Annotated in this window: 14 protein-coding genes; 3 read left to right on the top strand and 11 right to left on the bottom strand. The window is 62.8% G+C overall.

Annotated elements, in window-relative coordinates:
- Nucleotides 1-71 precede the first annotated feature (71 nt).
- From rnc to rpoZ, 7 genes are all read right to left on the bottom strand, one after another.
- Nucleotides 72-779, bottom strand: coding sequence for a ribonuclease III (gene rnc, locus H163_RS0100440; protein ID WP_019962561.1), 708 nt, complete (start codon nt 777-779; stop codon nt 72-74).
- A gap of 13 nt (nt 780-792) precedes the next feature.
- Entirely contained in the window at nt 793-1,554 is a 762-nt protein-coding gene (gene lepB, locus H163_RS0100435) for a signal peptidase I (RefSeq protein WP_026355286.1), read from the bottom strand.
- A 149-nt stretch (nt 1,555-1,703) separates the two neighbouring features.
- A complete protein-coding gene (acpS, locus tag H163_RS0100430; protein WP_026355285.1) occupies nt 1,704-2,144 on the bottom strand; it encodes a holo-ACP synthase in 441 nt (146 codons plus the stop codon).
- Between the two features lie 69 nt (nt 2,145-2,213).
- Nucleotides 2,214-2,744: a DUF2062 domain-containing protein gene (locus tag H163_RS0100425; RefSeq protein ID WP_019962558.1), complete on the bottom strand. Its 531-nt coding sequence runs from the start codon at nt 2,742-2,744 to the stop codon at nt 2,214-2,216.
- Between the two features lie 74 nt (nt 2,745-2,818).
- The gene (pyrE, locus tag H163_RS0100420; protein WP_019962557.1) at nt 2,819-3,400 is read right to left on the bottom strand and encodes an orotate phosphoribosyltransferase; all 582 of its coding nucleotides are present in this window, start codon (nt 3,398-3,400) and stop codon (nt 2,819-2,821) included.
- A gap of 27 nt (nt 3,401-3,427) precedes the next feature.
- Complete coding sequence (locus tag H163_RS0100415) at nt 3,428-5,638, bottom strand: RelA/SpoT family protein (protein WP_019962556.1); 2,211 nt, start codon at nt 5,636-5,638, stop codon at nt 3,428-3,430.
- A gap of 77 nt (nt 5,639-5,715) precedes the next feature.
- Nucleotides 5,716-6,114: a DNA-directed RNA polymerase subunit omega gene (rpoZ, locus tag H163_RS0100410; protein ID WP_019962555.1), complete on the bottom strand. Its 399-nt coding sequence runs from the start codon at nt 6,112-6,114 to the stop codon at nt 5,716-5,718.
- Nucleotides 6,115-6,479: 365 nt separating this feature from the next.
- Between rpoZ and H163_RS0100405 the strand changes: the two genes are divergently transcribed.
- Complete coding sequence (locus H163_RS0100405; RefSeq protein ID WP_026355283.1) at nt 6,480-7,067, top strand: LabA-like NYN domain-containing protein; 588 nt, start codon at nt 6,480-6,482, stop codon at nt 7,065-7,067.
- Between the two features lie 14 nt (nt 7,068-7,081).
- The gene (locus H163_RS0100400) at nt 7,082-7,753 is read left to right on the top strand and encodes a uracil-DNA glycosylase (protein ID WP_019962553.1); all 672 of its coding nucleotides are present in this window, start codon (nt 7,082-7,084) and stop codon (nt 7,751-7,753) included.
- Here the strand turns inward: H163_RS0100400 and H163_RS0100395 are convergent, their stop codons facing one another.
- From H163_RS0100395 to hemB, 4 genes are all read right to left on the bottom strand, one after another.
- A complete protein-coding gene (locus H163_RS0100395) occupies nt 7,754-8,524 on the bottom strand; it encodes an arginyltransferase (protein ID WP_019962552.1) in 771 nt (256 codons plus the stop codon).
- 124 nt (nt 8,525-8,648) lie between these two features.
- On the bottom strand, nt 8,649-9,134 hold the full coding sequence (locus tag H163_RS0100390) for an RDD family protein (RefSeq protein ID WP_040677844.1): 486 nt from the start codon (nt 9,132-9,134) through the stop codon (nt 8,649-8,651).
- 119 nt (nt 9,135-9,253) lie between these two features.
- Nucleotides 9,254-10,528 (bottom strand): threonine ammonia-lyase, encoded by a 1,275-nt coding sequence (locus H163_RS0100385; protein WP_019962550.1) that lies wholly within the window; start codon nt 10,526-10,528, stop codon nt 9,254-9,256.
- 26 nt (nt 10,529-10,554) lie between these two features.
- Nucleotides 10,555-11,586: a porphobilinogen synthase gene (hemB, locus tag H163_RS0100380; RefSeq protein WP_019962549.1), complete on the bottom strand. Its 1,032-nt coding sequence runs from the start codon at nt 11,584-11,586 to the stop codon at nt 10,555-10,557.
- A gap of 292 nt (nt 11,587-11,878) precedes the next feature.
- Here hemB and H163_RS0100375 point away from each other — a divergent pair, with 292 nt between their 5' ends.
- The gene (locus H163_RS0100375; protein ID WP_019962548.1) at nt 11,879-13,018 is read left to right on the top strand and encodes an isobutyryl-CoA dehydrogenase; all 1,140 of its coding nucleotides are present in this window, start codon (nt 11,879-11,881) and stop codon (nt 13,016-13,018) included.
- Nucleotides 13,019-13,022: the final 4 nt, after the last annotated feature.

Raw genomic sequence — 13,022 nt, 5'->3', positions numbered from 1 at the left:
CCGGCCCCGGCGGGTCAATCATAGCTGGTTTGTTGGGCGAGGCGAAGCATCCCGTGCATGGGCCTCGGGCGTCAGTCGCTCCAGACGCCTTCCCGCCGCAGCATGGTCTCGGCGGCAGCCTGTTCGGCCACGCGCTTGGAGTTGCCGCGCCCTTCGGCGCTGGGGAATTTTTCCACCTGCACGGCAACGATGAACTCCGGCGCATGGTCCGGGCCGGTGCGGTCGACCACCTTGTAGAGCGGTGCCGGCAGGCTCTTGGCCTGCACCCACTCCTGCAGGGTGGTCTTGGCATCGCGCAAGGGGCCGGAGAAGGTCAGCATGCGCGGCTCCCACAGGCGGCGCACGAAGTCTTCCGCCGTCTCGAAGCCCGCATCCAGATAGATGGCGGCAATCACGGCCTCGCAGATATCGGCCAGCAGCGCCGTCTTCTGGCGTCCGCCGGTCTGCGCCTCGCTCTGGCTGATGCGCATGTCATCGCCCAGTTTCAGCTCGATGGCGATTTCGGCGCAGGTCTCGCGCTTGACCATGTGGTTCAGGCGCCGCGCCATTTCGCCTTCGTCGGCACGGGGATAGTGCTTGTGCAGCATGCTGGCGACTGCAAGGCCGAGCACCCGGTCGCCGAGGAACTCCAGCCGCTGGTAGCTGCCACCGGACGTGTCGGCCCCGGACAGGGCGCTGGCGTGGGTCAGCGCCTGTTGCAGCAGACTGCGGTCGGCAAAGGTGTGGCCGATCCGCGCCTCGACGGCGGAAAGCATGTCAGTCTTCCGGGAAATGGTCATACCGTCTCCTGCCTCAGATCGACTGGAACAGGCGGTCCCAGCGCACGGACCAGGGCCAGTACCAGAACATCCAGGCCGGATGCCCGCCGTCCACGGAGAAGAAGATCACTTCGGCGCGGCCGACGAAATTGTCAACCGGCACATAGCCGACGCCGCCCAGTTCCACCGGCACGCGGCTGTCGGTGGAGTTGTCGCGGTTATCGCCCATCATGAAGTAGTGGCCGGGCGGCACCTTGAAGACGCGTGTGTTGTCGGACTGGCCGCGCGGGGTCAGGTCCAGCGTGTCGTAGCTGACGCCATTGGGCAGGGTTTCACGGTAGCGGGCGACGCGGCGCTCGTTGCCGAAGCTGTCTTTGTCGATGAAGTCCTCGATGCGCTCGCGCGGCACGGCTTCGCCATTGATATGCAGCACGCCATCGATCATCTGGATTTCGTCGCCGGGCAGGCCGATGACACGCTTGATGTAGTCGGTCGAATTGTCATGCGGCGTCTTGAATACGGCCACATCCCCACGCTCCGGATCCGAACTCAGCACACGCCCCTCGAAGGGCGGCATGCCAAAGGGGAAGGAGTAGCGCGAATAGCCGTAGCTGTATTTCGACACAAACAGATAGTCGCCGATCAGCAGCGTGTTCATCATCGACCCGGAGGGGATGTTGAACGGCTGGAACAGGAAGGTGCGCACGACCAGCGCGATCAGCAGGGCCTGAACGATCACCTTGACCGTTTCACCAAGGCTGCCTTCCTTGGCTTTTTTCTTGTCCGTCACGCTCATGTCGTCCTTCATTCGTGCCATGAGGCACCATTGGCCTCAGTCTGTTGCAGCGACTTTTAGCCGTTCATGCCGGGGCTGGCAACGCAAGGCTTGGCGCAAGGTTTGCGGTCAGGCTTGCAAACATGGCTTTATGGCGGTTTGAGAAAGCCTCAGGCCTCCTCGCGCACTGGCGGGGCGGGGGGCTCCGGCCAGTCCTGCGGCCAGGCGGAAATCACCACGAAGGCCTGCGCCAGCGGGTAATCATCGGTTATGGTCAGGTCGATGCGGGCCTTGAAGCCTTCCGGCGTCAGCCGGGCAAGCCGTCCGGCGGCGCTGCCGGTGAGTTCCAGCGTCGGGCGGCCGCTCGGAAGGTTCACCACCCCCATCTCCCGCCATGCAACGCCCATGCGGATGCCGGTGCCAAGAGCCTTGGAACAGGCTTCTTTCGCGGCAAAGCGTTTGGCATAGGAAGCCGCCCGCTCGGTACGCCGGTCGGAGCGCTGGCGCTCCCGCTCGGTGAAGACACGGTTGGTGAAGCGCTCGCCAAACCGTTCCAGTGTCTGCTCGATGCGGCGGATGTCGATCAGATCGCTGCCGATGCCAAGAATCATGGCTGCCTTTCCCTGGCCGGTCAGAACGCGCAAGACATGGAGTTAAGATGCCGGATAGGCATCTTCAAGCTATTCGGCCTTGCGGCTTGCGTCCCGCCGCTTTTCAAGGCGCAGGCGCTTGGCTTCCTGATAGGTGCGCACGCTCTGGAAGACGATGACATAGCACAGTGCACCGCAGATCAGGCCAAGGGGAATTCCGCCGATCAGCATGGGCTTGATCACCGGCCAGAGCGTGTCGAACGACTGTTCCAGAAGGTTGAAACCATGCTCGGTCGCGCCTTCGCGGCGCGCAATCTCATGCTGGTTCGACCCGAGGATCAGGTGACCCAGCTTGTAGGTCGCGGCCCAGATGAAGGGAAAGGTCAGCGGATTGCCGACAGCGGTGCCAAGAGCCGAAGCAATCATGTTGCCCCGGATCGCGAAGGCACACGCGGCCGCCAGCAGGAAATGAAAACCCATCAAGGGCGTGAAGGACGCAAAGGCGCCTGCCGCAAATCCTCTGGCGACGGCATCGGGACTGGCGGTCAGGCGCAGGACACGCTTGCCGTAATAGCGGAACGACCGGGACCAGCTTTCCCGCGGCCAGACGGCCACGCGCATCTTTTGAAGCCGGGTTGGCGGTGTTCTGCGCTGAAACAGCATGCGGTCCTGTCTCCCTTTCCCGTTTTGCCCGCTCAGGCGAGGTTGCGGCTTCCCGGCTTCACGGCTGGAAGCGCGGCCAGCTCCGGCGGCAGATTGTCGGGCTCATAGGCCGGCACCTTGTACTGTGTCAGCGATACAAGTGGCACGGTTGTGTCCGCCTCTCCGGCAGAGCGGTCAATCAGGCAGGCCACGGCCAGAACTTCGGCGCCGATTGCCTTCAATGCGTCAACCGTCTCGCGGCTGGACAGGCCCGTGGTGACGATGTCTTCAACGATGACGACGCGCGCGCCCTTTTCCATCTCGAAGCGGCGCAGGCGGAACTCTCCGCCCTCACGCTCCACCCACATGGCCGGAACGCCGAGGTGGCGGGCCGTTTCATAACCGGGGATCAGGCCGCCAAGGGCAGGGGAGACAACGGCATCGATCTTGCCAAGGCCGGCCGCTTCAATCTTCTGCGCCAGCGCCTTGCACAGGCGCTCGGTCTTCTCCGGATACATGAAGACGCGGGCCTTCTGCAGGAAGACCGGGCTGCGCAGCCCGGAGGAAAGAATGAAATGCCCTTCCAGAATGGCCCCCGCCTCGCGGAAAACGGCCAGGACTTCGTCCTGCGTCATCGTCCAAAGTCTCCGTCTTGTGCCGGGTCAGCCGTTGACACGTGTCACGCTCGACACGTTCGGCTTGGCCCGCAGCTGGTTGATGATACGGTTCAGATGTTTCAGATCCCATACCTCGAGATCGATGATCATCTGATGGAAGTCGGCCACCTTGCGGACCATCTTCAGATTGTCGATGTTGCCGCCGTTGTCGCCGATCACCTGGGCGATGGCGGCGAGGGAGCCGGGCTCGTTCAGCGCTGACACGTTGATGCGCGCCGGGAAACGCTCCGGATTGTCCACATCGATGTCCCAGCGCACGTCGATCCAGCGGTCGCTCTGGTCGTCGAATTCCTTCAGTGCCGGCGACTGGATCGGATAGATCGTCAGCCCCTCCGAAGGCGTCAGGATGCCGACGATCCGGTCACCGGGCACGGCGCCGCCATTGGGGGCAAAGCTCACCGGAATGTCACCGGTCAGGCCGCGGATCGGCAGCGCCAGGCCATCGGAGCCCTGCACGGCATCGGGAATTCGGAACTTGAGGCCTTGGCCCTTCTCAAGATCGAACCAGCCTTCACCGGGCTCCGGCTTGAGATGAGCGGTGCGCTCGTCCTGATAGTCCGGATGGACTGCCTTGACCACCTGCTGCGCACTCAACTCGCCGCGCCCGACGCTGGCCAGCAGATCGGCAACGGTCTCCTGATTGAGCAGGCCGAGAACGCCGTCCAGAAGACCTTCCGAATAAGGCTTGTCCGCACGGTTGAAGGCGCGCTGCAGCACGTGCTCGCCAAGGGCGCCGTACTGCTTGCGGATGGATTCGCGCGTGGCCCGGCGGATCGCGGCCTTGGCCTTGCCGGTCACGGCAATCGATTCCCAGGCGGGCGGCGGCGTCTGCGCCTGCGAGCGGATGACTTCCACCTCGTCGCCGTTCCGCAGCTCGGTCACCAGCGGCATGATCTTGCCGTTGATCTTGCAGCCGACGCAGGTGTTGCCGATGCCCGTATGCACCGCATAGGCAAAGTCGATCGGCGTTGCCCCGCGTGGCAGGGCGATCAGGCGGCCCTTGGGCGTGAAGCAGAACACCTGGTCGTGGAACAGTTCCAGCTTGGTGTTCTCGAGGAATTCCTCCGGCGTGTCGCCCTGCGACAGAAGGTCGATGGTCCGCCGCAGCCAGTCATAAGCGCGGCTTTCGTCCGTATGCCGGGCAATGTTGCGCCCGCCCGTCTGCCCGTCCTTGTAGAGGGCGTGGGCGGCAATGCCGTACTCGGCCACCCGGTCCATCGCCTCGGTACGGATCTGCAGTTCCACGCGCTGGCGGCTGGGGCCGACGATCGTGGTGTGGATCGAGCGGTAGTCGTTCTGCTTCGGCGTCGAGATGTAGTCCTTGAACCGCCCCGGCACGGTCGGCCAGGTGGTGTGGATGATGCCCAGCACCCGGTAGCAGGCCTCGGTGGTGCCGACGATGACGCGGAAGCCGTAAATGTCGGAAAGCTGCTCGAAGCCCAGAGACTTCTGCTGCATCTTGCGGAAGATGGAGTAGGGGCGCTTTTCACGGCCCTTGACCCGGGCAGCGATGCCGCGCTCGGCGATCTGGGCGGTCAGCAGGCTTTCGATCTCGCCGATCAGCCCGCCATTGCGCTCGCGCAGGCCCGTGAGCCGCTCGGCAATCGTGGCATAGGCTTCCGGATTGAGCACCTGGAAGGACAGGTCCTCCAGCTCCTCGCGCATGTCCTGCATGCCCATGCGCCCGGCGAGCGGGGCATAGATCTCCATCGTCTCTTCGGCGATGCGGCCGCGCTTGTGCTCCGGCATGTGCTGGAGCGTGCGCATGTTGTGCAGCCGGTCCGCCAGCTTCACCAGCAGCACGCGCACATCATCGGCGATGGCGAGCAGAAGCTTGCGGAAATTCTCCGCCTGCTTGGTCTTCTGGGAGACGAGGTCGAGGCGCTTGATCTTGGTCAGGCCTTCGACAAGCTTGCCGATTTCCTCGCCGAAGACCGTGTCGATCTCCGCGCGGGTGGCATCCGTGTCCTCAATGGTGTCATGCAGCAGCGCGACCGCAACTGTGGCGTCATCCAGCCTGAGATCGGTCAGGATGGCGGCCACTTCGAGCGGGTGGGAGAAATAGGGATCTCCGGAAGCGCGGGTCTGGGACCCGTGCTTCTTCATGGCATAGACATAGGCCTTGTTCAAAAGGCCTTCATCGGCATTCGGATTATAGCGGGTAACCCGTTCGACAAGCTCGTATTGGCGCATCATGGCCGCAGCAGACACCCTTGGACACAGATTGCAGCACCAGGGCTTGCCAACTCAGATGACCCGCCTCATGCCGGAAATCAGATGTCGTCCGAACGCTCCGGCGGCACAAGGCCTTCCAGACCGCGCAGCAGATCTTCTTCCGACATGCGGTCGAACTCAACGTTCGAATCGTCTACCGCATTGACCTGGGTGCCGCCAGAATTGCTGGACGGAACGAGCGGTACGGCTTCCGCCTCCGGCTCATCCACTTCCACATATTTCTGCAGAGAATGAATGAGGTCTTCCTTAAGATCTTCCGGGCTCACCGTCTCATCTGCGATTTCGCGCAGTGCGACGACCGGGTTCTTGTCGTTGTCGCGATCGATGGTCAGCGGCGAACCGCTTGAGATCATCCGGGCGCGATGTGCTGCCAGCAGCACCAGCTCGAACCGGTTATCAACCTTGTCGATGCAATCCTCGACGGTCACGCGCGCCATAGGACTTCTCCATATGTTCTGGAATTCAAGTGATGAGCGTATATTAGCAACTGCACCTTAGCGCAACCCTCGCTGTTTCGTGATCGATCTTGAGGTGCCAGAGCGGCGAAAAAATGGCTTGAGAACCTTTCACACGTCCAAATGGTGGCCATATTTATGATTGCGGAAGGCTGCGCCAATGTAGTACCCCAACTGTTGCGCCCATGAAAAGACGTCCAAATAATGGCGTTCAGTTAAAAGTTTAGCTTTTGCTGACTTGGAGGCAACGCAAGCGAGCGAGTGATTGTTTATACAAGTCAATCAATTGCGCTGTGATAGGTTGAATGCTGCACCAGAGCCCGCTGGTGCTGGAAAGGAATTACTTTATGTTTGATTCAAGAGAAAAAATTGCTTTGTTTATTGATGGTGCGAACCTGTATTCGACGGCAAAGGCGATCGGTTTCGATATCGATTATAAGATGCTGTTGAAGGAGTTTCAGAGCAAAGGCTATTTGCTGCGCGCATATTATTATACCGCGATCATTGAGGATCAGGAGTATTCCTCAATTCGCCCTCTGATTGATTGGCTTGATTACAACGGTTACAAGGTTGTGACGAAGCCGGTGAAGGAATTTGTTGATTCCAGCGGCCGCCGCAAGGTCAAGGGCAACATGGATATCGAGCTGGCGGTTGATGCCATGCAACTCGTCGACAGCGTTGATCACATTGTCCTGTTCTCGGGGGATGGTGATTTCCGCTCGCTGGTTGAAGCTCTGCAGCGCAAGGGCCGCAAGGTCAGCGTCGTCTCCACGCTTCAGACCCAGCCGCCGATGATTGCCGATGATCTGCGCCGCCAGGCTGACCACTTCATCGAGCTGGCGAGCCTTGCCAACCGCGTTGGCCGTGATCCGGCCGAGCGTCCCTCGCGTGTCTCCGACCGCGACCGTGACGCCGACGAAGATGACGACTACTGAGGCCTGAACCACATATGGCTGATGTTGCTCTGGACCCGGCACGCGATTGTCCGCTGTGCCCGCGTCTCGTTGCCTTCCGCGAAGAGCACCGGCGCCTGTCGCCGGACTGGTTCAACGCGCCCGTGCCGTCCTTTGGTGACAAGGCGCCGTCCCTGCTGATCGTTGGTCTTGCGCCGGGCTTGCGTGGTGCCAACAGGACAGGGCGGCCGTTTACCGGGGATTATGCCGGCGATCTTCTCTACGAGACGATGATCGACTTCGGCTTTGCCAGGGGCGTCTATGAGGCGCGCCCGGATGACAGCCTTGAGCTGGTGGATGCCCTGATCACCAATGCGGTGCGCTGCGTCCCGCCGGAGAACAAGCCGACAGGGCCGGAGATCAAGACCTGCCGGCCGTTTCTGATTGCAACGCTTGACGCCATGCCCTCGGTCCGTGCGGTGCTGGCGCTGGGGCGCATTGCCCATGACACATTCCTGACCGCCCTGTCGCTGCCGCGTGCAAGATCACCCTTCGTGCATGGGGCAGGGCATGACATTCAGCTGTCCGGCCGGCCGGTGAAGCTTTTCGACAGCTACCACTGCTCGCGCTACAACACGAACACGGGACGGCTGACGCGGGACATGTTCCGCAGCGTCTTTGGTTCGATCCGCGCTCACGTGGATGAGACCAGCTCTTTACGGGCCTGATCAGGCGTCAGACAGGCTTGTGGACGGGCCGGGCTGGGCCCAGCCTTCCGGCCCCAGATGTTCCTGCGGCTGGAACCGTTCCTTGTAGGCCATCTTCTGCGAGCCCTCGACCCAATAGCCGAGATAGACATAGGGCAGGCCAAGCTTTCTGGCCCGCTCGATGTGCTCAAGGATCATGAAGGTACCAAGGCTGAAGGCTTCGATCGTGGGGTCGTAGAAGGAATAGACCATCGACAGGCCATCAGCCATGCGGTCGGTCAGGGCAACGCCGGTCAGCGGCCCGGTGCCGCGCCGGGTGAGGAACGTGTCCGGCCCGCGGCGGCGGTATTCGATGACCATGGTATCCACATGGGTGTCTTCCACCATCATCGCATAGTCCAGCACGCTCATTTCCGACATGCCGCCATTTTCATGCCGGGCCAGAAGATAGGTGCGGAAGAGATCATATTGTTCGCTGGAGGGTGAGGGCGGCAGCTCTGCGCCGACCAGCCAGCTGCCTTTCTTCCAGGTGCGCTTGAAGGAGCTGGTCCACTGGAAATCCGCCACCCGCACCCGCACGGAAACGCAGGCCCGGCAGGCCTCGCAGGCCGGGCGGTAGGCGATGTTCTGGCTGCGGCGGAAGCCGCCCTGCGTCAGCACGTCATTGAGGGCAGGGGCCTGATGACCGACCAGATGGGTGAACACCTTCCGCTCCTGCCGGCCCGGCAGATACGGGCACGGCGCAGGGGCCGTCAGGTAGAACTGGGGATGGTCGATCGGGTGCCGGGTCACGTCGGAAGATCTGCCTCTCGTTGCAGACAATGATATCCCGACAGGATGGCGCGGCAAGAGGGAACGTCAAGCACCCATTTCCGGCAATTTCCGGTGCCGGAACGCCGCGCAATCCGGTCTGGCGTCAGAAACGGCGGTCCGCGTTGATGACGACGGTTCCAAGGATGATGTCATGCAGGAGGCGCTTGCGGTCCGACACGAGGCTGATCAGCAGCACCAGCGGCGTCAGCAGCGTCACCGAGAACCAGAACAGCAGCGCATGCATCGCCGCCAGCAGGGCATAGGGCTTGCCGCCGTGCCACAGGCGCATTTCGAGGCCCATGGCGCGCATGCCCAGCGTTGAAGCACGCTCGCCGCCCAGCGTGATGGCGGTGTAGGTCAGCGCCACGCCCTGCCACAGGAAGGCATAGGCAAACCACGCAAGACCCAGCGTGAAAATGCCAAGGAAGAAGATGAGTATTCCCGCCATCACGGTGAAGAAGGCGATGATGGCCATGTCGATCAGGAAGGCCATGATGCGCTTGCTGCGCAGCCCGCTGAAAAGTGCAGGATCATCGGTGGCGCCAAAGCCGCCGCGCCGGGGTTCCAGAATTTCAGCCTGATAGGACATCGCCGCCTCCGTTTCTGCCATTCATGTGGGAAGAACGGGACGAACAGTCAATTGTTCCGTTCCAGTTTGCGGGCGGAGTTTTTCGCAAGCCCGCCAGCTTCACCGCGCAGCATGCCGCCTCAGGCCATCACCTCGGCCACATTCATCTGGCGCACCGCATAGCCGCGCTCGCGCAGGGCTTCGATGATGGTCTGGCCGTGGGCAGCGTCAAAGGTCTCGAAGGTCACATCCAGCGTCGCGCCCTTCGCAGGCACGTTGAGGAACAGGCGGTGGTGCGACACGTCCACCACATTGCCGCCGCGCCCGCCGATGATGGAGGCGATTTCGCCCAGCACACCCGGCCGGTCCGGCGTGTCGATGCGCACCGATACGAGACGGCCATCGCGGGAAAGCTCGCGGATCACGATCGAGGAGACCAGACGCGGGTCGATGTTGCCGCCGCACAGCACCAGCCCCACCTTCTTGCCCCGGAACAGCTCTGGTGCCGTCAGCAGTGCGGCAAGACCGGCAGCGCCCGCGCCCTCCGCCAGTGTCTTCAGCTGGGTCAGGAACAGGTTGATGGCCCGTTCGATGGCGCTTTCCTCGGCCAGAACAATGTCATCGACCAGTTCACGCACGATCTTGCGCGTGAGGGCGCCGACGTCCTTCACCGCAATGCCTTCCGCAATCGTCGGCCCGCCGCAGGGCAGGTCTTCGTCATGCACGGCGCTCCACATGCCCGGATAAAGCCGCGATTCAACGCCGACGATGGAAATATCCGGCTTTGCCCCCTTCGCCGCCACGGCCATGCCGGAAATCATGCCGCCACCGCCGACCGGAACGACCATGCACTCAAGGTCCGGCACGTCTTCCAGCATCTCCAGCGCGATGGTGCCCTGGCCGCGGATGACATGGGGGTCGTCGAAGGGATGCACCCAGACGAATCCCTTTTCCTCCGACAGGCGCTGCGCTTCGGCCGTTGCCCCCACCAGCGTGTCACCGGCCAGAACCACTTCCGCGCCATAGCCGCGCGTGGCGGTGATCTTCACGAAAGGCGTCGTCTCCGGCATGACGATGGTGGAGGGAATGCCGAGCCGGCCGGCGTGATAGGCGACAGCCTGTGCATGGTTGCCGGCCGACATGGCGATGACGCCGCGCCGGCGCTCTTCCGCTGTCAGCGACAGCAGCTTCACCAGCGCCCCGCGCTCCTTGAAGGCGTTGGTGACCTGCATGTTTTCGTACTTCACGAAAACCTCGGCACCGGTCAGCGCCGACAGCTTGGGTGCTGGCAGGAACGGCGTGCGCAGCACGGCCCCCCGGATCAGACGTGCCGCATCTTCCACATCGGCAAGGGAAAGCGGCAGGGTGCCAGAAGCCTGTTTTTCAGAGGTCTGGCGATCAGAGGGGCTGTGCATGTCACCGTCCGGAAAAGGGCGGCCTCTTAAAGGCCGCTTTTGAGAAGTTCTGCCACGCGCGGCGCGAAATAGGTGAGGATCCCGTCTGCTCCGGCGCGCTTGAAGGCCAGAAGGCTTTCCAGCATGGCGCGTTCGCCGTCAAGCCAGCCATTGGCGGCAGCGGCCTGGATCATCGCGTATTCACCCGACACCTGATAGGCATAGGTCGGCATGCGGAAGGTGTCCTTCACCCGCCAGACAACGTCCAGGTAGGGCATGCCCGGCTTGACCATCACCATGTCGGCGCCTTCGGCAATGTCCAGTTCCACCTCGCGCAGGGCCTCGTCCGTGTTGGCCGGGTCCATCTGATAGGTGCGCTTGTCGCCGATCAGCGTCTTGGACGTGCCCACCGCATCGCGGAAGGGGCCGTAGAAGGCGGAGGCATATTTGGCGGCATAGGCCATGATCTGGGTTTCGCGGTGGCCATTGGCATCCAGCGCCCGGCGGATGGCGCCGATGCGCCCGTCCATCATGTCGGAAGGGGCGATCACATCCGCACCCGCTTCCACCTGCGTCAGGGCCTGGCGGCAGAGCTGATCGACGGTCTCGTCATTCAGGATGCGCTCGCCGTGCATCAGGCCATCGTGGCCGTGGCTGGTGTAGGGGTCCAGCGCCACATCGGTGATGAGGCCGATGTTGAGGCCCGCCTGCTTGATGGCGCGGCAGGCGCGGCAGATGAGGTTTTCCGGATTGAGGGCCTCGTTGCCGGCATCATCGCGCAAGCCGGGATCGGTGTAGGGGAAGAGCGCCAGTGCCGGGATCGACAGGCTCGCCGCATATTCTGCCTCGCGCACGGCTTCATCCACCGACATGCGCTCGACGCCCGGCATGGAGGGCACCGGCTGGCGGATGTTGCTGCCATCGACGAGGAAGATCGGCCAGATCAGGTCATTCACGGTCAGGGCGTTTTCCTGCACCAGCCGGCGCGCCCAGTCGGCGCGGCGGTTGCGGCGCAGGCGGCGGCCGCCGAGAATGTCGTCAATGTGCTCGGGGGAAACGCTGTGGAACGGGTTGGACATGCGGCGGGTCCTGGAGTTCGGAAGTTTTGATCATGCTTGATGGGCGCGGACTGTAACAACAGCGCCGCCGTGATGCCATAGGGAGGACTGCGGCATCATGGACTTTGCCTCTTGATCTGGCCACTTGCGCCAACCCATAGGCCAAAGAGACGATCTGCCGCCAAATTGACGTTAAAGTCAAAACGGGCTACCCCGGAATGACAAGGGTTGCAGAGCGGCAAGGGGCAGGCAGGAGGAGAGCCGCCGCCCCGGACCGCCATCTGCGGCCATCCGTGCAGGCGGGAGGAGCCCCATGGACTTTGCCTTGAACGAAGAGCAGCGCGCCTTTCAGGAGGTGGCCGCCAGCTTTGCCCGCGACGAGATGGAGCCCCATGCGCGGGAGTGGGACGAGAAGTCCATTTTCCCGGTGGAGACCCTGCGCAAGGCGGCAGAGCTTGGTTTCGGCGGCATTTATGTGCGCGAGGATCTGGGCGGTTCGGGCCTGACGCGGCTGGATGCAGCGCTGATCTTCGAGGAACTCGCGAAGGGCTGCACCTCGACGGCGGCCTATATCTCCATCCACAACATGACCGGCTGGATGATCGACCGCTTCGGTTCGCAGGAGCTGCGCGAGCGCTATCTGCCGGACCTGTGCAGCATGCGCCGCTTCGGCAGCTATTGCCTGACGGAGCCGGGCGCGGGCTCGGACGCGGCAAGCCTCAGAACCCGCGCCATGCGGGACGGGGATAGCTATGTTCTCAACGGCACCAAGGCCTTTATCTCCGGCGGCGGGGTGTCGGACATTTATATTGTCATGGCTCGTACGGGCGGGGAGGGGCCGGGCGGCATCTCCTGCTTTGTCGTGGACAAGGGCACGCCGGGGCTGAGCTTCGGGGCGCAGGAAGTGAAACTCGGCTGGAAGAGCCAGCCGACGGCGCAGGTCATTTTTGAAGACTGCCGCATTCCGGCGGCGAACCGCATCGGCGAAGAGGGCGAGGGCTTCAGGTTCGCCATGGCCGGACTTGATGGCGGGCGGCTGAACATCGGCGCCTGCTCGCTGGGCGCAGCGCAGACCTGCCTTGAGCGCAGCATTGCCTATATGAAGGACCGTCAGCAATTCGGCCGTTCCCTCTCCACTTTTCAGGCCTTGCAGTTCCGGCTGGCCGACATGGCGACGGAACTGGAGGCGGCCCGGCTGCTGCTGCACAAGGCGGCCATGGCCGTCGAGGAAAAGGCGGAAGGGGCCACGCGCCTTGCCGCCATGGCCAAGCGCCTTGCGACGGACACGGGCTTTCAGGTGGTCAACGAGGCGCTGCAGCTGCACGGCGGCTACGGCTACTTGCGCGACTATCCCATTGAGCGTTTCCTGAGGGATGTGCGGGTGCACCAGATTCTGGAAGGCACCAACGAAATCATGCGCGTCATCATTTCGCGCGATCTGATTGGCCGGTGAGAAC

The sequence above is a fragment of the Pannonibacter phragmitetus DSM 14782 genome (assembly GCF_000382365.1).
Taxonomy (GTDB): domain Bacteria; phylum Pseudomonadota; class Alphaproteobacteria; order Rhizobiales; family Stappiaceae; genus Pannonibacter; species Pannonibacter phragmitetus.
Note: the sequence above shows the minus strand (reverse complement) of the source record. Positions and strands in the feature narration are given on the sequence as shown.